Annotated in this window: 17 protein-coding genes and 1 tRNA gene; 16 read left to right on the top strand and 2 right to left on the bottom strand. The window is 66.8% G+C overall.

From position 1 onward, the window contains the following. Window positions 1–19: 19 nt before the first annotated feature. Complete coding sequence (locus tag HK401_RS14365) at window positions 20–634, bottom strand: GDSL-type esterase/lipase family protein (protein WP_181275339.1); 615 nt, start codon at window positions 632–634, stop codon at window positions 20–22. Then, on the bottom strand, window positions 631–4,374 hold the full coding sequence (locus HK401_RS14360; protein WP_181275338.1) for a multifunctional oxoglutarate decarboxylase/oxoglutarate dehydrogenase thiamine pyrophosphate-binding subunit/dihydrolipoyllysine-residue succinyltransferase subunit: 3,744 nt from the start codon (window positions 4,372–4,374) through the stop codon (window positions 631–633). The genes HK401_RS14365 and HK401_RS14360 overlap by 4 nt, the downstream gene beginning before the upstream one ends. A 102-nt stretch (window positions 4,375–4,476) precedes the next feature. Here HK401_RS14360 and guaB1 point away from each other — a divergent pair, with 102 nt between their 5' ends. From guaB1 to prmC, 16 genes are all read left to right on the top strand, one after another. Next, complete coding sequence (gene guaB1 / locus HK401_RS14355) at window positions 4,477–5,934, top strand: GMP reductase (protein WP_181275337.1); 1,458 nt, start codon at window positions 4,477–4,479, stop codon at window positions 5,932–5,934. Between the two features lie 131 nt (window positions 5,935–6,065). Then, a complete protein-coding gene (locus HK401_RS14350; RefSeq protein WP_181275336.1) occupies window positions 6,066–7,403 on the top strand; it encodes a hemolysin family protein in 1,338 nt (445 codons plus the stop codon). Then, window positions 7,400–8,461, top strand: a complete 1,062-nt coding sequence (locus tag HK401_RS14345) for a hemolysin family protein (protein WP_181275335.1) — start codon at window positions 7,400–7,402, stop codon at window positions 8,459–8,461. Before HK401_RS14350 ends, HK401_RS14345 begins: the two co-directional genes overlap by 4 nt. Window positions 8,462–8,760: 299 nt before the next feature. Continuing rightward, complete coding sequence (locus HK401_RS14340; RefSeq protein WP_181275334.1) at window positions 8,761–9,804, top strand: M15 family metallopeptidase; 1,044 nt, start codon at window positions 8,761–8,763, stop codon at window positions 9,802–9,804. A gap of 113 nt (window positions 9,805–9,917) precedes the next feature. After that, a tRNA-Arg gene (locus HK401_RS14335) sits at window positions 9,918–9,993 on the top strand. A gap of 123 nt (window positions 9,994–10,116) precedes the next feature. Continuing rightward, window positions 10,117–10,947 (top strand): ABC transporter ATP-binding protein, encoded by an 831-nt coding sequence (locus tag HK401_RS14330; RefSeq protein ID WP_181275333.1) that lies wholly within the window; start codon window positions 10,117–10,119, stop codon window positions 10,945–10,947. After that, window positions 10,944–13,493, top strand: a complete 2,550-nt coding sequence (locus HK401_RS14325; RefSeq protein ID WP_181275332.1) for an ABC transporter permease — start codon at window positions 10,944–10,946, stop codon at window positions 13,491–13,493. Before HK401_RS14330 ends, HK401_RS14325 begins: the two co-directional genes overlap by 4 nt. A 66-nt stretch (window positions 13,494–13,559) precedes the next feature. Further along, window positions 13,560–14,735 carry an MFS transporter gene (locus HK401_RS14320; RefSeq protein ID WP_181275331.1) on the top strand — a complete coding sequence of 392 codons (1,176 nt, stop codon included), beginning with the start codon at window positions 13,560–13,562 and terminating at the stop codon, window positions 14,733–14,735. A gap of 122 nt (window positions 14,736–14,857) precedes the next feature. Then, on the top strand, window positions 14,858–15,637 hold the full coding sequence (locus tag HK401_RS14315; protein ID WP_181275330.1) for a DALR anticodon-binding domain-containing protein: 780 nt from the start codon (window positions 14,858–14,860) through the stop codon (window positions 15,635–15,637). Then, window positions 15,637–17,079, top strand: coding sequence for a diaminopimelate decarboxylase (lysA, locus tag HK401_RS14310; RefSeq protein ID WP_181275329.1), 1,443 nt, complete (start codon window positions 15,637–15,639; stop codon window positions 17,077–17,079). The genes HK401_RS14315 and lysA overlap by 1 nt, the downstream gene beginning before the upstream one ends. Further along, window positions 17,076–18,419, top strand: a complete 1,344-nt coding sequence (locus HK401_RS14305; RefSeq protein WP_258234221.1) for a homoserine dehydrogenase — start codon at window positions 17,076–17,078, stop codon at window positions 18,417–18,419. The genes lysA and HK401_RS14305 overlap by 4 nt, the downstream gene beginning before the upstream one ends. Window positions 18,420–18,421: 2 nt before the next feature. Continuing rightward, the gene (gene thrC / locus HK401_RS14300; RefSeq protein ID WP_181275328.1) at window positions 18,422–19,507 is read left to right on the top strand and encodes a threonine synthase; all 1,086 of its coding nucleotides are present in this window, start codon (window positions 18,422–18,424) and stop codon (window positions 19,505–19,507) included. Between the two features lie 2 nt (window positions 19,508–19,509). Beyond that, on the top strand, window positions 19,510–20,412 hold the full coding sequence (gene thrB, locus HK401_RS14295) for a homoserine kinase (protein ID WP_309136003.1): 903 nt from the start codon (window positions 19,510–19,512) through the stop codon (window positions 20,410–20,412). Between the two features lie 223 nt (window positions 20,413–20,635). Next, window positions 20,636–22,675 carry a transcription termination factor Rho gene (rho, locus tag HK401_RS14290; protein WP_181275327.1) on the top strand — a complete coding sequence of 680 codons (2,040 nt, stop codon included), beginning with the start codon at window positions 20,636–20,638 and terminating at the stop codon, window positions 22,673–22,675. Window position 22,676: 1 nt separating this feature from the next. After that, on the top strand, window positions 22,677–23,753 hold the full coding sequence (gene prfA / locus HK401_RS14285) for a peptide chain release factor 1 (protein WP_181275326.1): 1,077 nt from the start codon (window positions 22,677–22,679) through the stop codon (window positions 23,751–23,753). Window positions 23,754–23,778: 25 nt separating this feature from the next. Then, complete coding sequence (gene prmC, locus HK401_RS14280) at window positions 23,779–24,666, top strand: peptide chain release factor N(5)-glutamine methyltransferase (protein ID WP_181275325.1); 888 nt, start codon at window positions 23,779–23,781, stop codon at window positions 24,664–24,666. Window positions 24,667–24,689: the final 23 nt, after the last annotated feature.

The following is a 24,689-nucleotide window of genomic DNA, read 5'->3' as shown; positions in this document are numbered from 1 at the left end:
CAAAGACGCGGGGGTGCTCTCAGCTGTCGCCGATGACGTCGCGGACGCCCAGCCAGCTGAACCAGCCGCGGTGGAGGACCAGCCACGCCAACAGCCCGTAGCCCTCCTGCGCGGGCAGATGATCCCGTGACGATGCGAGTTCACGCTGCCAGACCGGGTGTCCGAGCAGGGGAGTGAACGCGTCGACGTAGGTGATGCCGCGACGCTTGGCCACATCGGAGAAGCTCGTGTTGAGCTCGGCGATGCGACGGTTGCGGTCCCCGTCGTGCTCCGGCGGAGGCCCGAGCACGAAGGTCGAGACCTTCCGAGCCAGGGCCTCGTCGAGGACGTTGGCCACGTCGAGGCGGGCCCTGGCCACCGAACGGCCCGAATCGAGATCGCCGGAACCCAAGGCCAGCACCAGACGATTGTCACCGTCCGGGGTGAACCGCAGGGACGCCTCGGCGATGGTGCGAGCGTGGAGCTCGGCGGAGTCCTCACGGGGCACGGCCAGCGGATAGACTTTGAGGTCGGGCAGGCTCGGCAGAGTCCGGGCAGTCACCCGACCGACCCACCCGAGACCACGGCCGTCACCGTGGCCGGCGACCAGGGGGCCGCCGACCACGGCGATGGTTGTGGTCGTGTCGCTGCTCACCGGGTGAAGATCCGTTCGACGAGGTCCTGCTGCTGGGCCTCATGGAAGTGCTTGAGACCCGTCGAGGTGGCCGCTGAAGCAGCACGCGCGACCACGGTGACAGGGCGGTCACCGAGCAGCTGCGGCAGGTTCATGGCCATGAACGGCCATGCGCCCTGGTTCTCCGGTTCCTCCTGTGCCCAGACGATCTCGGCATCGGCCGGGAAGCGATCAAGAACAGCGGTGATGGCCTCCTCGTCGAGCGGGTAGAGCTGCTCGAAACGGACGAGCGCCATCTTCGTGTCGTTGTCCTTCTCGCGCTTGGCCTTGAGCTCCCAGTAGAGCTTGCCGGACACGAGGACCACGCGATCGACCTGAGCGGCATCGACGTCGGTGTCGTCGATGACGGCCTCGAACCGACCTGAGGTGAATTCCTCAGGCGAGTTCGCAGCGGCCTTGAGTCGCAGCATCGACTTCGGCGTGAAGACGATGAGCGGACGCTTGTTCGTCGTCGCGGCGTGCCGACGGAGCAGGTGGAAGTGCGAGGCACCCGACGACGGCTGAGCCACCGTCATGTTCGACTCCGCGCACAGCTGCAGGTAGCGCTCGATGCGTCCTGAGGAGTGGTCGGGCCCCTGCCCCTCGTAGCCGTGCGGCAGGAGCATGATGACGCCGGAGTTCTGCTGCCACTTCTGCTCGGACGAGGAGATGAACTCGTCGATGACCGACTGGGCGCCCTGGGCGAAGTCGCCGAACTGTGCTTCCCAGGCCACGAGAGCGTCCTTGCGCTGGACGGAGTAGCCGTATTCGAAGCCGACGGCCGCGTACTCGCTCAGCAGCGAATCATAGACCCAGAAGCGAGCCTGATCCTCGGTGAGGTTCTGCAGCGGGGTCCACTCGTTGCCGTTGATCGAGTCGATGAGCACCGAATGGCGCTGGACGAAGGTGCCGCGGCGGGAGTCCTGGCCGGCCAGACGCACCGGCACACCGTCCATGAGCAGCGAACCGAAGGCGATGAGCTCGGCGAAGCCCCAGTCGATGCCTCCAGAAAGCGCCATCTCCTTGCGCTTCTCCAGCAGAGCCCGCAGCTTCTTGTGGATCGTGAAGCCCTCAGGCACCTCGGCGAAGGCCTCCCCGATGCGGGTGAGCGTCTCGGGACTGATCGCGGTTTCGGTATCGTTGTAGCTCTCGATGTCGCTGGGCTCGTAGGGAGCGTTGAAGGCCTCGCCGTCGTACGGTCCGGTCTCGGCTTCCTTCGTCTCAGCGAATGCGGACTCCAGCTTCGACTGGTAGTCCTTGAGCGCCTCGGCGGCCTCTTCGTCGGTGATGCACTTCCTGCCCACGAGGGACTCGGTGTAGAGCTTGCGCACCGAACCCTTCTTCTCGATGAGCGAGTACATCAGCGGCTGGGTCATCGAAGGGTCGTCGCCTTCGTTGTGACCGCGGCGGCGGTAGCAGACGAGGTCGATGACGACGTCGCGGTTGAACTCCTGGCGGTATTCGAAGGCCAGGCGAGCCGCACGCACAACGGCTTCGGGGTCATCGCCGTTGACGTGGAAGATCGGGGCGTTGATCGACTTCGCCACGTCGGTGCAGTAGAAGGACGAGCGCGCCGAGGCTGGGGGAGTGGTGAACCCGACCTGGTTGTTGATGATGACGTGGACGGTTCCGCCGGTGCGGTAGCCGCGCAGCTCGGATAGGTTGAGCGTCTCGGTGACGACACCCTGACCGGCGAAGGCCGCATCGCCGTGGACGAGGACCGGCAGCACCGTGAAGCCGGCTTCGCCCTGATCGACGAGGTCCTGCTTCGCGCGGACGATGCCTTCGAGGACGGGGTCGACGGTTTCGAGGTGGCTGGGGTTCGCGGCGACGTACACGCCGGTGGTGTTGCCCGAAGGCGAGGTGAACGAGCCCTGGGTGCCGAGGTGGTACTTGACATCGCCGGAGCCCTGCACGCTGTCGGGGGACATGGTGCCGTCGAATTCGCGGAAGATCTGCGCATAGGACTTGCCGGCGATGTTCGTGAGCACGTTGAGACGTCCGCGGTGCGCCATTCCGATGGCGACCTCGTCGAGTCCGGTGTCCGCGGACTGATTGAGGATCTCGTCGAGGAGGACGATCGCAGACTCGCCGCCTTCGAGGCTGAAGCGCTTCTGCCCGATGTACTTCGTCTGCAGGAAGGTCTCGAACGCTTCTGCGGCGTTGAGTCGGCCGAGGATATGTCCCTGCTCGGACCGAGTCAGCTCCTGGTGGGGAACCTCGATCTTCGACTGGAACCAGCGGCGCTGCACGGGATCGGCGATGTGCATGTACTCGAAGCCGATGGTCCGGCAGTAGCTCTCACGCAGCAGCCCGAGGATGCTGCGGAAGGGCATCATCGGCTTCGCGCCGAATCCGCCGGTGGGGAACTCGCGTTCGAGGTCCCACAGGGTCAGACCGTGCTGGTTGATGTCGAGGTCCGGATGCGAACGCTGACGGTAGACCAACGGATCGATGTTGGCCATGAGGTGACCGCGGGTGCGGTAGGCATCGATGAGTTCGATGACGCGCGCGGTCTTGTTGACATCGTCCTGGTCCTCGGCAGAGACGTCGGGAACCCAGCGGACCGGTTCGTACGGCAGGCGCAGGGACTCGAAGACGTCATCGTAGAAGCCGTCCTCACCGAGGAGGTAGCTGTGGACGAGCTTGAGGAACTCACCCGAGCCGGCACCTTGGATCACGCGGTGATCATAGGTCGACGTCATGGTCAGGACCTTGGACACGGCCAGGTCGTTGATCGTTTTCTGGCTCGCGCCCTGGAATTCTGCTGGGTAGTCGAGCGCGCCGACTCCGATGATGCAGCCCTGGCCCTTCGTCAGCCGCGGCACCGAATGCACGGTGCCGATGCCGCCCGGGTTGGTCAGCGACACCGTGGTGCCGGCGAAGTCGTCGGCGGTGAGCTTGCCCTTGCGGGCCTTGTCGACGAGGCCGTCGTAGGCGTCGACGAACTGGCGGAAGGTCAGCGTCTCGGCCTTCTTCACGTTCGGCACCAGCAGGGTGCGGGTGCCGTCCTTCTTCGGGACGTCGATGGCGAGACCGAAGTTGATGTGCGCGGGGGAGATCATCACGGGCTTGCCGTCGCGGACGTCATAGGAGACGTTCTGCGAGGGGAAGTTCTGCAGTGCGCGGATGACGGCGTAGCCGATGAGGTGGGTGAAGGAGACCTTTCCGCCGCGGGTGCGCTTGAGGTGGGAGTTGATGACGATCCGGTTGTCGATGAGCGCCTTGGCAGGCAGTGCCCGCACCGAGGTGGCGGTCGGGACTTCGATGGACTCGTCCATGTTCTTCGCGATGAGCTTCGCGGGGCCGCGCAGCGGAGTGATCGTCTCTTCCGGATCCGGCTGCGGGGCCGTGTCCTTCGGGGTGACCTGCGGTACGGACTTCGTCTCGGCCTTCAGCGTCTCGGATTCGGCCGATGAGGGTGAGACGCCGCGCGAGGTCTCCCGCGCCGCGGCAGGGGCCTGCGCAGGAGCAGAGGCCTTGGGCTCGGACTTCGGAGCGGACTTCTCAGCCGGCTTCGCGCCGGACTTCTCAGCCGCTTTCGCCGCGGGCTGGGCAGCAGCGCCCTGACCGCCGCTGTTCTTCTCGTACTTGTCGAAGAACGGCCACCAGGACTTGTCGACCGAGTTCTTATCTGACTTGTACTGCTCATACAATTCCTCGACCAGCCACTCGTTGGACCCGAAGTCTTCAACGGTGCGGTTCGGAGTATTGACGGACACGGCGTTGATCGCCTACTTCCTGATTCAAGACTTGCTGCTTAACGACATCTCCCAGCCTAACGCGATGTGCCCTGCAAAGTGCACATAAGGGACAATAGTGTTATGCGTTTCATCTCAAATGACCCCAGCAGCGATCTCACCTACTCCGATGTCTTCCTCGTCCCGAACTCATCGGCGCTGACCTCGCGCTTCGACGTCGACCTCTCCACGACCGATCCGACGGGCTCGACGACCCCGCTCGTCGCCGCGAACATGACGGCCGTGTCCGGCCGCCGGATGGCCGAGACGATGGCCCGCCGAGGCGGCTTGGCGGTGCTTCCGCAGGACATTCCGCTGACCGCCGCACGCGAGACCATCGACTGGGTCAAGAGCCGCGACCGGATCTTCGAGTCCGCCCTGCGCTTCTCCCCGGAGGACACCGTGCTCAACGCCCTCCACGTCCTGGCCAAGCGCCCGCACGGCTTCGGCGTCGTCGTCGACCCGTCGGGTCGACTCGAGGGCATCATCGACGCTGCCGATCTGCGCGGCGTCGATCGCTTCACCTCGGTGTCGGACCTCCTCGTGTCCTCGCCGCACGTGATCCGCGCAGGCGAGATCGACTGGGGCGACGAAGCTCGGCTCGAAGCGCTCTTCGAATCGATGACCGAGACGCGGGCCGAGTTCGCCGCAGTCGTCGACGATGACGGCATCGTGCTCGGCAGCCTGACCCCGAAGGCGCTGCTGCGCTCGTCGATCTACACTCCGAACCTCGATGCGCAGGGCCGACTGAGGATCGCCGTGGCGATCGGCGTCAACGGCGCCGCGCTCGACCGCGCGAAGGCCCTGGTCGAAGCCGGCGCCGACGTCCTCGTCATCGACACCGCCCACGGCCATCAGGCGAAGATGATCGACGTGCTCCAGACGATCGCGGATGCCGACCTCGGCGTGCCGATCGTGGCCGGCAACGTCGTCACGGCCGAGGGAGTGCGCGACCTCGTCTCCGCAGGCGCGCAGATCGTCAAGGTCGGTGTCGGTCCGGGCGCGATGTGCACGACCCGGATGATGACCGCGGTCGGCCGCCCGCAGTTCTCCGCCGTGCTCGAATGCGCCGAGGCGGCTCGCGAGCTCGGTGCCCACGTCTGGGCCGACGGCGGAGTCCGCTATCCCCGCGACGTGGCTCTGGCGCTGGCCGCAGGTGCGTCACAGGTGATGGTCGGCTCCTGGTTCGCCGGCACCCATGAATCGCCCGGCGACCTCCTCGTCGACGGCGAGGGACGCAAGTACAAGGAGAGCTTCGGTATGGCCTCCGCCCGCGCCGTGGCCAACCGCACCCGCACCGAATCGGCGTTCTCCCGCGCCCGGAAGGGACTGTTCGAAGAGGGGATCTCCTCATCGACGATGTACATCGACCCGCAGTCTCCCGGAGTCGAGGATCTGCTGGACGGGATCACCTCGGGCGTGCGCAGCTCCTTCACCTACGCGGGGGCCCGCAGCCTCGGCGAGTTCGCCCAGCGCGCCGCCGTCGGCGTGCAGAGCGCGGCCGGATACGAAGAGGGCCGTCCGCTGGCGGGAAGTTGGTAAGATTCCCCCATGACCAGTGACAGTCCCTGCCGGCGGGAAGCCGGCGTCCCAGATGACGACCCTCACCCCGTGCGGGTCACTCACTTCACCCACTCTGTTCCCCGGACCGCGATCGGCGGGGATCGTCGCTGATGGAATGGCTGTTCCTCGCTCTCGCGCTGTTCCTCATCCTCGGCACCGGCGTCTTCGTCGCAGCTGAGTTCTCCCTGCTGACCCTCGACCGGCACACCGCGGACAGAGCCGTCGAAGACGGGGTGGTGGGGGCGAAGACGCTCCGACAGTCGATGACGCACCTGTCCACCCAGCTCTCCGCGGCTCAGGTGGGCATCACGATCACCACTCTGCTCACCGGCTATCTGATGGAGCCGTCGCTGGGCAAGCTGCTGGCGCCTGTATTCGAGACTTGGGGAGTCGGCCCCGGACTCGCGGCTCCTCTGGCCCTGACGATCGCCCTCATCGTGTCCACCGTGGGGTCGATGATCTTCGGCGAACTCGTGCCGAAGAATCTCGCGATCGCGGTCCCCCTGGCCACCGGGCGGATCGCCGCACCGATCCAGTATGTCTTCTCGATCGTCTTCAAGCCCGTCATCGCCGTGCTCAATGGGACGGCCAACAAGATCCTCATGTCGATGGGCATCGAACCGCAGGAGGAAGGCTCGGTCGGGCGGTCGCCGGAGGAGCTGACCTCCCTCGTCCGGCACTCCGCCGAGGAAGGCGTGCTCGACGAGCAGACCGCCGATCTGCTCGAACGGACGCTGAGCTTCTCCGAACGCACCGCCGAAGACGTGATGACCCCGCGCACCCGCATGTCGACGGTGGAGAAGGACACGACGGCCCGCCAGATCATCGAACAGGCGCGTGAGACCGGGTTCTCCCGCTTCCCCGTCGCCGAAGAGGACAAGGACCACATCGTCGGTGTCGTCCACGTCAAGCAGGCCTTCGCCGTGCCGTTGGCCAACCGGGACGATGCCTATGCAGGAGGGCTGATGACCGAGGTCAGGGAGATCCCGGAGACACAGACGCTCGACCCCCTGCTCATGGAGCTGCGCGCCACGGGACTGCAGATGGCCGTGGTCGTCGACGAGTTCGGCGGCACGGCCGGAGTCGTGACCCTGGAAGACGTCGTCGAAGAGCTCGTCGGTGAGGTTGCCGACGAACACGACCGGATGCGAGTCGCCGCCCGTCCCGCGCGGGACGGATCCTGGATCGTCCCGGGTCAGCTGCGCCCCGATGAGATCTCCTCGACGATCGGGATCTCGATCCCCGAGGATTCCGACTACGAGACGCTGGCCGGCTTCGTGCTCAAGGAGCTCGGACGGATCCCGGAACCCGGGGACCAGGTGCGCACCGATGAGGCTCTGATCCGCGTCGAGCGGATGCATGGCCGCCGAATCGAGCGGCTCCGGGTGGTGCTGCGGGCCACCGATGCCGCAGCTTACGAAACGGAGACGGGAGGTGAGAGCCGATGAGCACCGATTGGTTCGGACTCGTCTGGCTGGTCGTCCTGCTGCTGGGCAATTCGTTCTTCGTCGCCGCCGAATTCGCCGTGGTCGCTGCCAAACGCTCGCAGATCGAACCGCGGGCGGCCGAGGGATCGTCGGCCGCGAAGACCGCGCTGTTCGCGATGGAGCACGTCTCGCTGATGCTGGCGATCTGCCAGCTCGGCATCACCGTCTGTTCGCTGCTGCTGGGCAATGTGGCCGAACCGGCCATCCACCATCTGCTGGCCGGACCACTTGAGGGCCTCGGGATCCCGGCCGGACTGTCCTCGACGATCTCCTTCGTCCTCGCTCTCGGAGTCGTGACCTACCTGCACGTCGTCATCGGTGAGATGGTGCCGAAGAACATCGCCCTGGCTGTCTCGGGCCAGGCGATCATGGTGCTTGCGACGCCCCTGGTGTTCCTGGCCCGTGTCTTCGGCTTCGTCATCCGTCCGCTCAACGGACTCGCCAACGCGATCCTCCATCTGTTCAAGATCGAGGCCCGCGACGAGGTGAACGAGGCGTACACGATCGAGCAGGTCGAATCGATCGTCGCCGAGTCGAAGCGCGAAGGACTGCTCAGCGACGACACGGGACTGCTCAAGGGGGCACTGGAGTTCAGCGACAAGACCGCCGCCGACATCATGGTCCCGATGGCGGAGCTGGTGACGATCTCTGGCAAGGTCACTCCGAACGAACTCGTCACGCTCGTCGGCAAGACCGGCTACTCGCGCTACTTCGTCGTCGGCGACGACGGGTACCCGCAGGACTACCTCCACATCAAGGACGTCCTCTATGCCGACACCGACGACGCGTTCGATGCTCCCGTGCCGGGCAAGCGTTTCCGACCGCTGTTCACCGTCACTGCCGATGACGAGGTCGAGGAGGCGCTGGCGCAGATGCAGAAGGTCGGCATCCACGTCGCCAGGGTCATCGACGCCGAGGCGCAGGTCCTCGGTCTGCTGTTCCTCGAGGACGTGCTCGAAGAGCTCGTCGGTGAGGTGCAGGATGCGATGCAGCGGAGCCGATTCGACTCCCGCAGCTGAAGGCGAGCCCTGCCGGCCGACAGGGCCCCTCGAGGCGGCGCTGCCCGGTTCAGGCCGGGATCGCCGCCTCGACGCCGTCGGTAACGAATGGTAACGAAGCGGTGAACCCCGCCAAGCACAGAAGGTCATCTGTAGTGATTCGTGACCCTTGCCCGGTGGACGTATGCCCAGGTCACACTCGGTGTCTGATGAAGAAGTGACATTCTGTAACGATGTCGTTATAGTGTTGTGACATGAGCTTTTGGGACGCTCCGGGGAGGACGTCCGCCGCACAATCACAGCCAACAGTATGGAGCACTATGTCGAGTGAGCTCTCGACCGTCGAGGCGCCGCCGGTGCGCAGGCGCGACCTGCGCAGCCAGACCGCACCGACGCAGACGATCTTCTCCAGGAAGCGGACCGCGACAACGCCGTCGCGTGTCACCTACTCTCACATGCCTCTGTCCCCGCGCCGGGCAGCCATGGCCGCCGAGGCCAGGGCCGCAGCCGGTTCGCCGCGACGTCAGGCAATGGCCGCGGAAGCCGCCGGTTCGCCGGTGACGACGCCCGCGGGGCACACCTCGACGCTCGCGGCCGCCCACCTGGGCAGTCGCGGATCCGACGGTTCGCTGCTGCGCTCGGTTCGTCGCCGTCAGGTCACGACCTTCTCCGCGCTGGCCACCGTCTCGGTCACGGGCACCGCCATCGCCGCGGTCATGGTCGCCGGCAACCTCGGCGGCAGCCAGGAGGTCAAGGTCGATGACACGGCAGCGGAATCGCAGCCGCGGGCGATCAACGCCGAATCCGTCTCCGCCGACATCAAGGTCGACAAGGACGACAAGACCTCGATGACGATCGGCGCTCCGAGCGCGAAGCAGACGAAGGTCGAGGCCGCTTCCCGTGCGATCACGAAGACCGTCCTGCCCGGCTGCGACGGCGAAGCCCCGAAGGGCGAGGCCAGCAACGGAGAGCTCCCGGATTCCTGGCTGTGCGAGATCGGCGTGGGCAATCACAAGCTGCGTAGCGACGCCGCCGTGTCGTTTGCGAAGATGAACGCCGCATTCAAGAAGGACACCGGCAAGGACCTCGCCGTCACCGACTCCTATCGCTCGCTCGAATCTCAGGTCTCCGTCGCCGCCCGCAAGCCGGGCTTCGCAGCCCGCCCCGGCACCTCGAACCATGGCTGGGGACTGGCCCTCGACCTCGGCGCAGGCACCCAGACCGGCTCGGGAGAGCAGTACGACTGGCTGGTGGCGAACGCGAAGAAGTACGGCTGGGAGAATCCCGACTGGGCCAAGCGCAATTCGTACGAACTCTGGCACTGGGAATATGTGCCCGGTCGGAAGGCCATGAAGGGCGCCTGACCCGCCGGCTCAGAGCCTGCGGGCACCGACATCTGCCGCGTGCGATCGAACGTCGATCGCACGCGGCGTCGTTTTGGGCGGTGCCGCATTTCGGTGATAGCATTGCATCCGTTGCCCGCGTAGCTCAGTGGATAGAGCGTCTGCCTCCGGAGCAGAAGGTCGTAGGTTCGAATCCTGTCGCGGGCACCACGCCACACCGCCCATCTCACCAGCTGAGGTGGGCGGTTCTGCATATCCGCACCGAGTGGTCGACACCGTCGCCAGGGCCTAAGGTGGTCGGAGACGAACCGTGAGAAGCGATGTGAGGCCTCGATGTCGAACCGATCCGATGAGACCGACCGTACGGCTCCTGCCGCCGACTCTCCCTCCGCTGACGACTTCGCTCCCGACTCGGTGACCTCGGACTCGGCGACCCCCGACGTCATTCTGCAGGCGAAGAATCTGCGCAAGTCCTTCGGACGCGGAGACACCGCGGTCGACGCGCTCGACGACATCAGCGTCGACTTCGAGATGGGCCGCTTCACCGCCATCATGGGCCCCTCGGGTTCGGGCAAGTCAACCTTCATGCACGTCCTGGCCGGACTCGACCGAGTCGACTCGGGGTCGATCATCATGCGCGGGAAGGACATCACCCGCCTCAACGATCGGCAGCTGACGCAGCTGCGCCGCGACCGAGTCGGTTTCATCTTCCAGGCCTTCAACCTCGTCCCGACGCTGAGCGCGGAGCAGAACATCGAGCTGCCCGTGTCGCTGGCGAGGAAGAGGATCGACAGAGAATGGAAGGCGGAGGTCGTCGAACGCCTCGAACTGGGCGACAGGCTGGGGCACCGTCCGCACGAACTCTCCGGTGGTCAGCAGCAGAGAGTCGCCGTGGCCCGTGCGCTGCTGACCCGCCCCGACGTCATCTTCGCCGACGAGCCCACCGGAAATCTCGACTCCCATGCCGGCGCCGAGGTGCTCTCCCTGCTCGGCCGCGCCACGAGCCTCTACGGCCAGACGATCATCATGGTCACCCACGATCCGATGGCAGCCTCGCATGCCCACCGCGTCGTCCTGCTCAAGGACGGACACGCCACCGGTGAGGTCCGCGAACCCACTCGGGAGCGCGTCGTGAGCGCACTGAGCGAACTGAGTTCTCTGTGATCGCTGTCGCCCTGGCGCAGATCCGGATCCACTGGGCGCGCTTCCTCGCGATCGGCCTCGGCATCGCCCTGGCCGCCGGCTTCGTCGCCACGACGCTCATCATCAACTCCTCTCTGCAGACCAGCCTCGAAGACGCCGTCGGCCGGTCGTTCTCCCACGCCGACCTCGCGGTCATCCCCGCTCAGGACGTGTTCGTCGGTGGGGACTCCGCAGCCCCGCTGCTGACTCCCATGTCCGAAATCGACGGAGTCGACTCCGCCTCGCTGTCCGCACGGACCATGACCACCGGCCGGTCGACCGGCTTCTCCGAAAGCTCTTTCGCACTCTCCCCTGTTCCGACCGATGAGCGCCTCGACACCTTCGGAGTCGTCGCCGGTCACCGACCCGCCTCGACGACCGACCTCGTCCTCGACTCCCGCACCGCCCAGAGCCTCGACGTCGGCATCGGCGACGAGATCCGTTTCACCGTGGACTCGGTTCCGGTGGAGTCCGGAGACGAGGACATGCCGATCTACCGCGGTCCGAGCCACAACAGCGTGACCTTCTCAGTCGTCGGTCTCGCCGAGATGGGGGAGGACCCGGCACTGCCGGGAGCCGACCGCGCACTCACGACGGCCGCGGGCTACCAGGAGTACTTCGCCCAGCAGGGCGACGTCGTCGCCATCCAGATCGCGCTCTCCGACGGTGCCGACCCCGAACGCGTGCGCTCCGAACTGCAGACGGTCGTCGACTCCTCTGATCTCAAGGGCAGCCTCGAGGCCCTCAAGGTCGCCGATGCCGTCGACGTCAAGACCGACCGACTCTCCGGCGGCAACGCCGTGGTCACCGCGCTGCTGCTCGTCTTCGCCGGCATCTCGGTCGTCGTCGCCATCCTCGTGGTGTCCAACACGTTCTCGGTCATCGTGGCCGGTCGACGGCGCGAACTCGCGCTGCTGCGCTGTCTCGGCGCCTCCCGCGCCCAGATGTACGGCTCCGTCGTCGCCGAGGGACTCGCCGTCGGTCTCATCGGATCGATTCTCGGCGTCCTCGCCGGTGTCGGCGTGAGTCATGGACTGATGTTCGCGGCCGTGCGCTGGTGGCCGGAGGAATTCCCCTATGACACTCTCACCGTTCCGGTCTCCGCCCTCGTCGCCGGCGTCGCCGTCGGTGCGCTGCTGACGATCCTGGCTACGATCCGCCCCGCCCGCAGCGCGATCGCCGTGACACCGCTCGAGGCACTGCAGCCGTTCGACGCCTCCTTGACACTGTCGACGCGCAGCCGGCCGCGGCACATCATCGGCTTCGTGCTCATCATCACCGGCGTCGCCCTCATCGTCGTCTCGCTCTATGCGATCTCGACCGCGCAGTCCTGGGTGATCGGCGGGGCCGTCGGCGGAGGGCTCATCGTCACCGGGCTCATCGTCAGTTCGGCGAAGATCATCCCCCCGGTCGTCGGATGGATCGGCGAAGTCCTGTTCAGCCCGTGGGGCGTGCCGGGCCAGCTGGCGACCCTGAACACTCTGCGCAATCCGCGTCGCACGGCCACGACCGCGACAGCGCTCATCATCGGCGTCACCCTCGTCGCGACGATCCTCGTGGGCGGGCAGTCGACGAAGGCGACGCTCGGCCACGGCCTCGATCAGCGGTATCCCGTCGATGTGTCCGTGTCGCTGTCCGGCCTCGTCGACGATGAGGAACTCGAGCAGGTGCGGGAGATCCCGGGAGTCGCCTATGCAGTCTCGGCTCACCGCGCCGAGGCGGTCGAGGAGTTCAAGGGGGACCGTCCGGAGATCTTCGTGCTCGACCCCGAGTCCGCGGCGACCGTCCTCGGCGATTCCGCGGCCGATCTGGTGCCCGGTCGGGTCGTCGTTCCCGAGGACTATCCCGATGCGACGGTGCGGGTGAAGGGTCTCAACGAACGGGCCGTTCCGGTGCAGCGAGAGGGCCTGTCCAGTCTCGCGTTCTTCACCACCCCCGATGTGGGCAACTCGCTCGGGGTCTCGGCGACGACGACGGCCGTGCTCGTCCGCCTCGACGAGGACGTCGACGTCGGTGAGATCGATAGGATCCGGCAATCGGTCGCCGAGGCGCTCGACGTGCCGAGCGACGATGTCAACGGCTCGGCGGTCGCCCGCGGGGCGTTCTCCGAACTCATCGACGTCATGCTCGCCTGGGCTGTGGCACTGCTGCTCGTCTCCGTCCTCATCGCCCTCATCGGCGTGTCGAACACGGTCAGCCTCTCGGTCATCGAACGCAGGCGGGAGAACGCCCTCATGCGCGCCCTCGGGCTGAGCATCGGGCAGCTGCGTGCCCTGCTCGCGTTCGAGGCCGTGCTCATCTCCTCGGTCGCGGCCCTCATCGGGCTCGCCCTCGGGGGTGCTCTGGGCCTGGTCGGCACTCGCCTGCTCACCCACGACTACTCCACCGACCTCATCGTCGACTTCTCGCCGCTGTCGTTCCTCGGCATCCTCGGCGTGGCGATCGTCGCCGGCATCCTCTCGGCTCTCGCGCCTGCGCGCCGCGCTGCGCGGCTGTCCCCGGTCGAGGGACTCAAACTCGACTACTGAACCCGCGCACCCGACTGCTGACCCCGCGCGGCAGGAGGGACCCATCGGTCTGATAGGAAAGAGGTCATGAACTCTGCGTGGACTCGTATTCTGATCATCCTCGGAATCGTCATCGCCGCATTCAATCTGCGGCCCGGAGTCACCGGCCTCTCTCCGCTGCTCGACGTCATGGGGGAGGAGATCCACCTCGGTGCGGTCTTCCTCGCCGTCATCGGTATGCTTCCTCCGCTGCTCTACGGTCTCAGCGGTTTCCTCACCCCGCGCCTCTACTCCCGCTTCTCCGGTCTCGGTCTGACCCTGGCCGCGATGGTCATGGTGATGGTCGGCCTCGGCATCAGAGCCCTCATCGACTCCCCGACGCTGTTCCTCGCACTCAGCGTGCTCGCGCTGCTGGGCATGGGCATCGGCAACGTCGTCCTCCCGCCCCTGGTCAAGTCGTACTTCCCGGACCGGGTGGCACTCATGTCGACCGTCCACGTCGGACTGCTCCAGTTCGGCACGTTCATCCCGCCCCTCGTGGCTGTTCCGCTGGCCGACGGTGTCGGCTGGCGCGGTTCCCTGCTCGTCTGGGCCGGCTTCGCCGCCCTCGGAGTGTGCGTCTGGATCGTCGTCCGAGCCCTCCGCTCGGCTCCCACGGCCGAGGTGGCCGCCGCCGTCGTCGGCGGCAGTGAGCTGGCCCGTCTGCTGCGCAGCCGCCGCGCCTGGGCGCTGATGACGATGACGGGACTGACCTCGTTCAACAACTTCATCCTCTTCACCTGGCTGCCGACCCTGCTGACCCGCTCGGGCTTCGATGCCGCCTTCGCCGGTGCGATGCTCGCGCTGGTGACCGCCATCCCGCTGGTCCTCGGATTCGTCCTCCCGGCCCTCGCGCAGAAGATGACCTCTGCCTACCTCATCGTCGTCGCCTTCTGCCTCAGCCTCGCCGTCGGCTACATCGGGCTGTGGCTGTTTCCGACCGTCGCGCCGGTGGTGTGGACGGTGCTGTTGGGCATCGGCATCTCGACGTTCCCCCTGGCGCTGACGCTCATCACGCTGCGTGCCCGGGACGCGGAGTCGGCGGCATCCCTGTCCGGTTTCGTCCAGGGCGGCGGCTACCTGCTGGCAGCCACCGGCCCGCTGATCTTCGCGTTCCTCATCCAGAGCTTCGACAGCATGGCGCCCGCCTTCGCCGTGGTGCTCGTCTCGGTCGTCGTGAAGTTCCTCGTCAGCCGCGCGGCGTGTCGTCCCGGTGCGATCTGAGTCGGCGACGACGCGGGATGTCTCAGCCCCGAGACGAGGCCTCGTCGCTGCCGTGTCTCGTCATGAGAGCGAAGATGACGGATGATTCGTGCCGACGCAGCCGCTCCGAGTACTCTGTTCGAGTGACCCCGGAAGATCTGCAGACCGCACTTGCGCGCGCTTTGGTGCTGGCCGACACCGATCTCACGGCGACAGGCTTCGCAGCGGCCGAGATCACCGTCACGCCCCCGTCCCGACCGGAACTCGGAGACTGGACGACCACTGCAGCGCTGCGCGCCGCAGCAGATCCGGACCGCCGCCTGGAACTCGCCACGGATATCTGCGCTCATCTGCAGTCCTATCCCGAGGTGGCCGCCGCAGCCGTCGCCGGACCGGGTTTCATCAACATCACGCTCACACCGGCCGCACGCGCGCGGATCGCCTTCGACCTCATCGCCGCGGACACCTCGGCATTATCTTCCGCAGTCCACGGGGAGGTCGCACCATCACCGAGGTGGTCACACCGACCTGCCGATCCTGACACGGTCGCCGTCCTCCAACAGGGACATGCCGCAGTCTGCCGGGAGAGGCGCCGCGCCGATGCCGCCGGCATCACGGTCGAGACCAGCGACGACTCGGTCCTCGTCGACCCCAGTGAGACGCGTCTGCTCAACGCCCTGGCCGCGGTCCGAGGCCGCCTCACCCGGTCGCTTCGCCTCGGAGATCCGGCGCTCTTCGTCGCGGCGCTGACCGAGGTCGCGGATGCCGCCGAGGTCTGGCTGCACCGATGTCCGGTGACGCCGACGGTCGACGAACCCATCACCGCCCGGCACGCATCCAGGCTCGTCCTGGTCAGTGCCGCCATCATCGTCCTAGCGACAGGACTGAAGCAACTGGGCGCCGCGGCGCCGGAGAGGATCTGATGCCCGCTCATATCGCAGGGACGCTCCACGCGACCCCGGCCCCGGTGTGGCTGCCCTACCCCGATGACGTCAACGCTCTGCTCCCGAGCCTGTGGTCGGACAATGTGACGAAGGACGCCGACGGTGTGCTGACCGTCGCCGGTCACTCGGTGACCGACCTCGCCGCCGAATACGGGACCCCCACTTTCGTGATGGACGCCGCGGACTTCCGCTCCCGCGCAGAGTCCTACGTCTCGACCTTCTCTGCCGCCTTCTCGGCAGAGAAGGGACTGGCCGGCGCCGACGTCTACTACGCCGGCAAGGCGTTCCTGTGCACCGCGGTGGCCCGCTGGGTCCATGCAGCGGGCCTCGGCCTCGACACCTGCTCGATGGGGGAGATGATGATCGCCCGCGCCGCCGGCGTCCCCGGTGAGCGTGTCGGTCTGCACGGGAACAACAAGTCCGTCGCAGAGCTCGAATACGCTCTCGACTACGGGGTCGGGCGGATCTTCGTCGACAGTCTCGACGAGGTGGCCAGACTCGAAGCGATCGCCGCGGCCAGAGGGGTTCTCGCACCGGTCATGCTCAGGGTGACCGTCGGCGTCGAGGCTCACACGCATGACTTCATCGCCACCGCCCATGAAGATCAGAAGTTCGGTCTGTCCCTGTCCGACGGAACCGCGGCCCGGGCAGCACAGCTGGTCGCTGACTCCGCGCACCTGCGACTCGACGGACTGCACTCCCATATCGGCTCACAGATCTTCGATATCTCCGGCTTCCAGGTCGCTGCCTCCCGTGTCCTCGCCTTCCGCGCCGAGATCATGGCCGAGCACGGAATCGACCTGCCCGACGTCGACCTCGGCGGCGGCTTCGGCATCCGCTACACCAGCCAGGACACCCCGATCCCTGTCGCGGAGATGGCTGCCGAGCTCGCCGAGGTGGTGGCCAAGGAGTGCCGCGGACTGGGCACGAACGTGCCGCGGATCTCGATCGAACCCGGTCGCGCCATCGTCTCCCCGGCGGTGTTCTCGCTCTACGAGGTCGGCACAGTCAAACAGGTGAGCACCGACAACGGAATCAGGACGTACGTCGCCGTCGACGGAGGTATGAGCGACAACATCCGCACCGCTCTCTACGACGCCGACTATTCGTGCACACTGGCCAATCGCGCCTCGAGTGCCGAACCCGCGATCGTGCGCATCGTCGGCAAACACTGCGAATCCGGCGACATCATCGTCCGCGACGAATATATGGGCGCCGACGTCGCTGCCGGCGATCTCGTCGCAGTGCCCTCCACGGGCGCCTACTGCCGATCGCTGGCCAGCAATTACAATCATCTGCCCCGGCCGGGAGTGCTCGCGGTCGATGCCGATAGAGTTGAGTGGATCGTCAAGCCCGAAGACCACTCGCTGATGTTCGCCACGGACCCCGGGATGTCCGGGGGAGAGGCGGAGAGCAGATGAGCGTCGATTTCAACAGCGGAAAAGGTGAGGATATGCAGGCACTCAAGGTTGCCGTGCTCGGATGCGGAGTCGTCGGCTCGGAGGTCGCCGCGCGGATTCAGGACCGCGCTGACGGTCTGGCCGAACGCATCGGCGCGCCGCTCGAACTCAGTGCCGTCGTCGTCCGGGACGCATCGAAGCCCCGTCCCGGCATCGACCCCGCGCTGCTGACGACCGACGCCGAGGCTGCCATCACCGGTGCCGACATCGTCGTCGAGCTCATGGGCGGGATCGCACCGGCCAAATCACTCATCCTCGCAGCCCTCAAGCAGGGATCGTCGGTGGTGACCGCGAACAAGGCGCTGCTGGCCGCCAGCTACGGCGAACTCATGTCCACGGCCGATGCTGCCGGTGTTCGCCTCGAGCACGAAGCGGCCGTGGCCGGGGCCATCCCGATCATCCGTCCCGTCGGCGACTCGCTGGCCGGGGACCGGATCGAACGCATCATCGGCATCGTCAACGGCACCACGAACTTCATCCTCGATCAGATGGACTCCGAGGGTTGGGACTTCGACCGGGCGCTGACGACGGCCCAGGAACTCGGCTTCGCCGAGGCGGATCCGACCGCCGACGTCGGCGGACACGATGCCGCTGCGAAGGCCGCGATCCTGTCCTCGCTGGCATTCCATGCGCCCGTGTCGATCGCCGACGTCCACGTCGAAGGGATCGAAGGGATCACCTCGGAGATGGTCCAGACCGCGCGCGACCAGGGCTTCGTCATCAAACTGCTGGCCGTATGCGAGCGTGTGGCTTCGTCCCCGACGGGAGCCGGGCTCTCGGCACGCGTCTATCCCGCGCTACTCGATCGCAGCCATGCGCTGGCGTCCGTCCGCGGAGCCTTCAACGCGGTGTTCATCGAGGCCGAAGCCGCCGGCGAACTGATGTTCTACGGACAGGGTGCCGGCGGAGCCCCGACCGCCTCGGCCGTGCTCGGCGACCTCGTCTCCGTGGCCCGACGCAAGGTGCTCGGCGGACGCGGACAGTACGAGCGGCCCTTCCACTCGGATTCGCATATCCTGCCGATCTCGTCGATCACCACCCGCTACCACATCACTCTCGATGTCGTCGACCGGCCCGGTGTGCTGGCAGCGGTGTCCGAGGTCTTCGCCGATGAGGGCGCCTCGATCGAGCTCATGCGCCAGACGGTCGGTGAGATCGATGATGACGGAGTGCAGCACGCCAAGCTCGTGCTCGCCACCCACTCGAACACCGACTCGATACTGAGGAAGACGGTCGATCGGCTCAGCGATCTGCCCGTCGTCCACGCCGTCAAATCCGTGATCCGCGTAGAAGGACAGTGAGAATGAACTACCCCAGACACCAGTGGCAGGGCGTGGTCGAGGAATACCGCAGCCTCCTCGACATCTCCGAGACCACCCCGGCCGTCACGCTCGGCGAGGGCGGCACCCCGCTGATCAGAGCGGAGAAGCTCAGCGAGGTCACGGGCGCCCAGGTGTGGGTGAAATACGAGGGACTCAACCCGACGGCATCGTTCAAGGACCGCGGGATGACGATGGCGATCACGAAGGCCGTGGCACATGGGGCCAAGGCGGTCATCTGCGCATCGACGGGCAACACCTCCGCATCCGCCGCGGCCTACGCCACGAAGGCAGGACTGACGTGCGCGGTGCTCGTGCCCACGGGCAAGATCGCTCCGGGCAAGATGAGCCAGGCGATCGCCCACGGTGCCACGCTGCTCGAGGTCGACGGCAACTTCGACGACTGCCTGACGCTGTGCCGCAAGCTCTCCGAGTCCTATCCCGTCCACCTCGTCAACTCGGTCAACCCCGACCGCATCGAGGGCCAGAAGACCGCTTCCTTCGAGGTCGTCGATGTCCTCGGCGACGCTCCCGACATCCACGTCCTGCCCGTGGGCAACGCCGGCAACATCACGGCCTACTGGAAGGGCTACAACGAGTACCGCGAGCTGGGCGTCGCGACGAAGCTGCCGCAGATGTGGGGCTTTCAGGCCGCCGGCGCCGCCCCGCTGGTCCTCGGCCATCCCGTCGACGAACCCGATACGATCGCGACCGCGATCCGCATCGGCAATCCCGCCAGCTGGACTCAGGCTGTCGCCGCACGTGAGGACTCCGGCGGACTCATCGAATCGGTCACCGACGATGAGATCCTCGCTGCCCACAAATTCCTCTCCCGCGAAGAGGGAATCTTCGTCGAACCCGGATCGGCCGCCTCGGTGGCGGGACTGCTGAAGAAGGCGGAAGCCGGCAGCATCCCCGCCGGCGCGACGATCGCCGTGACCGTCACCGGGCACGGGCTGAAGGACCCCTCCTGGGCCCTGCACACCACCGACGGTTCGGAGATCGAGCCGCTGCGGGTCTCGGTCGACGCCGTCAGCGCCGCCCGCGCCCTGGGCCTCGAGGACAGCTGAGCGTGCGCCTGCGACTCGAGGTCCCGGCCACCTCGGCGAATCTGGGACCCGGATACGACGCCTTCGGCCTCGCCCTCGACCTCGTCGACACGCTCACCCTGAGCGTCCGTGAGGCACCCGTCGACGAGGCGAACTGCGTCACGGTCACGGGGGAGGGCGCCGACGTGCTCCCACGCAACCGCACCCATCTCGTCATGCGAGTCCTCGCCGAGGTGTTCGCCGCGGAATTCCCCAACGCGGAGCCGGGCCTGCTCGACCGGATCGAACTCGACTGTCACAACCGGATCCCGCACTCACGGGGCCTGGGATCCTCGGCCGCCGCGGTGGTCGCCGGAATCGGACTGGCCGCCGAACTCGGGCACTGGGCGACCGGTCAGGCAGTCACTCGCGAACGCATCCTCGAGATCGCCACGGACTACGAGGGACACCCTGACAATGCGGCTCCGGCGATCTTCGGCGGGCTCACCGTCTCTCTCTCGGGTCCGGCCCGGTCCTGGCAGGTGCCGGTGCGCACGCTCGAGGCCGTCACCGTGCTCGTGCCCTCCGTCCGCTTGGACACGGACATCGCCCGCGGCCTCATCCCCGCGGACATCGCTCACCCGGTCGCGGCGGAGAACTCCGCCCGTGCGGGACTGCTCATCCATGGCCTCGTCAACGACACCTCGGCGCTGTTCGACGCCACCGACGATCGGCTCCACCAGGAATTCCGACGCAGCGCCTACCCTGAGTCCATGGCCCTCGTCGACGCACTGCGCGACCGCGGCCTGCCGGCGGTCATCTCGGGGGCCGGTCCCACGGTCCTCGTCCTCGCCGACTCCGTCCCCGATGCGGCGGTGCCCGACGGCGTCGTCTGCCGTCGGACCGCCATTGACCTCGGGGGATATCGGGTGATCCGAGAAAGTTGACGAAACGATTCGCGTGATCGCCGACGAACAAGTAGACTGAGGGTGTTCCGTCGTGCACGGTCTCCCGCTGTTCTTCACGGGTCCGATGCCGATGTCATACATTCCGGAACATCTCCTGCTCATTCTTTTGCAGGTTTTCTTTCACAACGCACCGTCAATGGTGTTTCCGTCGCCGTGAGCAAACGGCACATGCCGCACGGCCGAAAGAGGGAGAAGGACCTTCGTGTCTGAAACCACCACTCACGATTCCACGCCGCGAAGCGGCAGCCTCACAGCGCTGCGGCTGCCCCAGCTCCAGGAAATGGCAGCGGGTCTGGGAATCAAGGGTTACCGTCGACTTCGCAAGAGCGAACTGATCGACGCCATCAACAGCCATTCGGGCGGATCGGGCGCTTCCGCCCCCGCCGAGAAGAAGTCCGCCGCTTCCGCAGCTCGGGGGAAGTCAGCGGAGAAGAAGGACGAGCCGAAGCAGGAGCCGGCGAATCGCCGCTCCTCGCGTCGGGCCGCGCCCGCCGAGTCCGCACCGACCGAGGATGCTCCGGTACTCATCGTCGAACCCAGCAACGATGCCCCCGCCGCGAGCGATTCCGCCCCCGAGAAGCCGGCGGCGGAATCGCACGAGGACAAGGATGGCGACCAGGACCGTCAGCGGTCCCGCCGGAACCGGTCGCGCTCACGCGGATCCGACCAGAACGAGTCCCGCGAACAGGATTCGGACGAATCGGCCGAGCGGTCGGGACGCCAGGACCGCGGCGCCGACCGTGAGAACCGCGGCGGTCGCGACAACGATCGTCGCAATCGCCAGAACGACCGCGACGGCAACGACCGCAGCGGTGACCGCGATGACCGGGGCGGCAACGACCGCGGCGGCAACGGCAGCAACCGGGACGACCGCAACGATCGCAATGACCGCGGCGGCAGCAACCGGGATGACCGTGGCAACCGTGGCGATCGCGACAACCGGGGCAACGGCAACAACGACCGTGACAACCGTCGGGGTCGCAACAACAACGACGATGACGACCGCGGCAACCGCCGCGGACGCGGGCGGGACCGCAAGCGTCGCGGCCGCGGCAATGACGAGCCGGACATCCGTCACGACGACGTGCTCATCCCCGTCGGCGGCATCCTCGACGTCCACGACAACTACGCCTTCCTGCGCACCTCCGGCTACCTGCCGGGACCGAACGACGTCTACGTCTCGGCCTCCATGGTGCGCAAGAACGGCCTGCGCAAGGGCGACGCCGTCGCCGGCGCGATCCGCCAGCCGCGCGAGAACGAACAGCGGGGCAACAAGCGCGAGAAGTTCGACGCGCTCGTCCGCCTCGACTCCGTCAACGGTCTGACCGTCGACGACGCCCGCTCGCGCGTCGAGTTCTCCAAGCTCACTCCGCTCTACCCGCAGGAGCGACTGCGTCTGGAGACCACGTCGAAGCTGCACTCGACACGTCTCATCGACCTCATCACGCCCATCGGCAAGGGACAGCGCGGACTCATCGTCGCACCCCCGAAGGCGGGCAAGACGACGATCATGCAGCAGGTCGCGAACGCGATCACCGAGAACAACCCCGAAGCGCACCTCATGGTCGTCCTCGTCGACGAACGTCCCGAGGAAGTCACCGACATGCAGCGCGCGGTCAAGGGCGAGGTCATCGCCTCGACCTTCGACCGTCCCGCCGACGACCACACGACGATCGCCGAACTCGCCATCGAACGGGCCAAGCGCCTCGTCGAGATGGGCTCCGACGTCGTCGTTCTGCTCGACAACATCACCCGCCTCGGCCGCGCCTACAACATCGCCCAGCCGGCTTCGGGCCGCATCCTCTCCGGCGGTGTCGACGCGAACGCTCTCTACCCGCCGAAGAAGTTCTTCGGTGCCGCACGCAACATCGAGGGCGGCGGTTCGCTGACCATCCTCGCCACCGCGCTGGTCGAGACCGGTTCGAAGATGGACGAGGTCATCTTCGAAGAGTTCAAGGGCACCGGCAACATGGAGTTGCGCCTGAGCCGTCAGCTCGCCGACAAGCGCATCTTCCCGGCCATCGACGTCAACGCGTCGAGCACCCGCCGCGAAGAGATGCTGATGACGGGCGAAGAGACGAAGGTCATGTGGCAGCTGCGCCGACTCCTCTCGGGTCTCGAGCAGCAGCAGGCCGTCGAACTGCTCATGTCCAAGCTCAAGGAGACCGGCTCGAACGCCGAGTTCCTCATGCAGGTTCAGAAGACCACGCCTCTGCCGAAGTCTTCGACCGACAACAACTGAGATGGCCGATTCCACCCTCACGGCCAGCGTCAGCGCTCTGCTCGATGAGCATGCGCGGGTGCAGGAGGAACTCTCCGATCCCGCCGTCCACGCTGACGCCGGCCGGGCCAAGAAGCTGACCAGGCGGTACGCGGAGCTCAATAGGGTCGCCGAGGCCGCCCGGCGCTTCTCCCAGCTCGAGGCCGACCATTCGGCCGCCCTCGAGCTGGCAGAGGACGATGCCGACTTCGCCGCCGAGGCGAAACGGCTCTCCGAGGAGATGTCGGCCGTCGAGGGTGAGCTCAGAGACCTCCTCGTCCCGAGCGATCCCGATGACGCCCGCGATGCGATCATCGAGATCAAGGCCGGTGAGGGCGGCGAGGAGTCCGCGCTGTTCGCCGGCGATCTGCTGCGCATGTACCAGCGGTGGATCGACTCCCACGGCTGGTCGAGCCAGCTCCTCGACGCCACGCACTCCGACCTCGGCGGCTACAAAGACGTCTCCCTGGCAGTCAAAGCGAAGGACGACGGTGCGTACGGCTGGCTGAAGTTCGAAGGCGGCGTCCACCGTGTCCAACGCGTTCCTGTGACCGAATCCCAAGGCCGCATCCACACCTCAGCGGCCGGCGTCCTCGTCTTCCCGGAGGTCGATGAGCCCGAAGAGGTCCACCTGGACGAACACGATCTGCGCATCGACGTCTACCGCTCCTCCGGGCCCGGCGGACAGTCGGTGAACACGACGGATTCCGCCGTCCGGATCACCCATCTGCCGACCGGGATCACGGCGAGCTGCCAGAACGAGAAGTCCCAGCTGCAGAACAAAGAGGCCGCCATGCGCATGCTGCGAGCCCGGATCCTGGCGAAACAGGCCGAGGAGGCCGCAGCCGAGGCCGCCGACATCCGCCGTTCCCAGGTGCGCACAGTCGACCGTTCCGAACGCATCCGCACCTACAACTTCCCGGAGAACCGGATCACCGACCACCGCACGGGTTTCAAGGCCTATAACCTCGACCAGGTGCTCGCCGGAGAACTCGACCCTGTCATCGGATCCTGCCGTGACGCCGACAAGGCCGCGCGCCTCGACGCCCTGGGGGAGTGAACTGGACACCGGAGCGCCCGCACGCGTGAGCGATCTGCTGCGCGGAGCCGTCACTCTGCTGCGCGAAGCAGAAGTTCCCGCCCCGGAGGTCGATGCGTCAGCACTGCTCGCCCACGCCTGGGGCATCGACTCAGCGACTCTGGGCCGCCGACGACTCTTCGACGAGTCGGTGCCGGCCGAGGTCACCACTGCGTTCGCCGAACTCTGTGCAGCCAGGCGGCAGCGGATCCCGTTGCAGCATCTCACCGGGGTCGCCCACTTCCGACATCTCGAACTGCAGGTCGGACCGGGAGTCTTCGTCCCCAGACCGGAGACCGAACTCCTCGTCGGTGCCGCCCTCGCCGAGCTCTCCGACCGTCAGCGATCCGAGCGGCCGTTCGTCATCGACCTGTGCTCCGGATCAGGGGCGATCACCCTGGCACTGGCCAGCGAACACGAGGGAGTCGACGTCCTCGGCATCGAACGCGAACCCGCGGCGCTGGAATGGTCACAGACGAATCTGGAACGGGTCAGCCTCGGCGATTCCACTGTCGAATTCCTCGCAGCGGATGCCACGTCGATCACGCAGAGTCATCCCGAGCTCATCGGACGGGCCGACGTCGTCGTGACGAACCCCCCGTATGTGCCGGATGCCGCGATCCCGAAGGATCCCGAAGTCGCCGAACACGATCCTGCCGCCGCACTCTACGGCGGCACCACCGGACTCGAGATCCCGGCTCTCATCATCGCCGAGGCCGCGGCGCTGCTGCGAACCGGCGGACTGTTCCTCATGGAGCATAGTGAGGAGCAGGGGCCCGGAGCACGTGAACTGCTCGATGCCTCGGCCAGTCTGAGACAGCCTGCGACCTACCCGGACTACACTGGACGCGACCGCTATACGGTCGCTCGTCGCACGGCGAGCGACGGCCGTTGACCGCTCAACCACTGCCAAGAGAT

The organism is Brevibacterium oceani (assembly GCF_013623835.1).
Classification (GTDB): Bacteria; Actinomycetota; Actinomycetes; order Actinomycetales; family Brevibacteriaceae; genus Brevibacterium; species Brevibacterium oceani.
This window is presented reverse-complemented; position numbering and strand designations above follow the sequence as displayed.

Bases quoted from the DNA above. Each gene is read 5' to 3' on its own strand.
- thrC (WP_181275328.1), top strand. From the start codon at position 18,422: ATGAACTACCCCAGACACCAGTGGCAGGGCGTGGTCGAGGAATACCGC.
- HK401_RS14350 (WP_181275336.1), top strand. From the start codon at position 6,066: ATGGAATGGCTGTTCCTCGCTCTCGCGCTGTTCCTCATCCTCGGCACC.
- prfA (WP_181275326.1), top strand. From the start codon at position 22,677: ATGGCCGATTCCACCCTCACGGCCAGCGTCAGCGCTCTGCTCGATGAG.
- guaB1 (WP_181275337.1), top strand. From the start codon at position 4,477: ATGCGTTTCATCTCAAATGACCCCAGCAGCGATCTCACCTACTCCGAT.
- HK401_RS14340 (WP_181275334.1), top strand. From the start codon at position 8,761: ATGTCGAGTGAGCTCTCGACCGTCGAGGCGCCGCCGGTGCGCAGGCGC.
- HK401_RS14320 (WP_181275331.1), top strand. From the start codon at position 13,560: ATGAACTCTGCGTGGACTCGTATTCTGATCATCCTCGGAATCGTCATC.
- HK401_RS14345 (WP_181275335.1), top strand. From the start codon at position 7,400: ATGAGCACCGATTGGTTCGGACTCGTCTGGCTGGTCGTCCTGCTGCTG.
- HK401_RS14305 (WP_258234221.1), top strand. From the start codon at position 17,076: ATGAGCGTCGATTTCAACAGCGGAAAAGGTGAGGATATGCAGGCACTC.
- lysA (WP_181275329.1), top strand. From the start codon at position 15,637: ATGCCCGCTCATATCGCAGGGACGCTCCACGCGACCCCGGCCCCGGTG.
- HK401_RS14330 (WP_181275333.1), top strand. From the start codon at position 10,117: ATGTCGAACCGATCCGATGAGACCGACCGTACGGCTCCTGCCGCCGAC.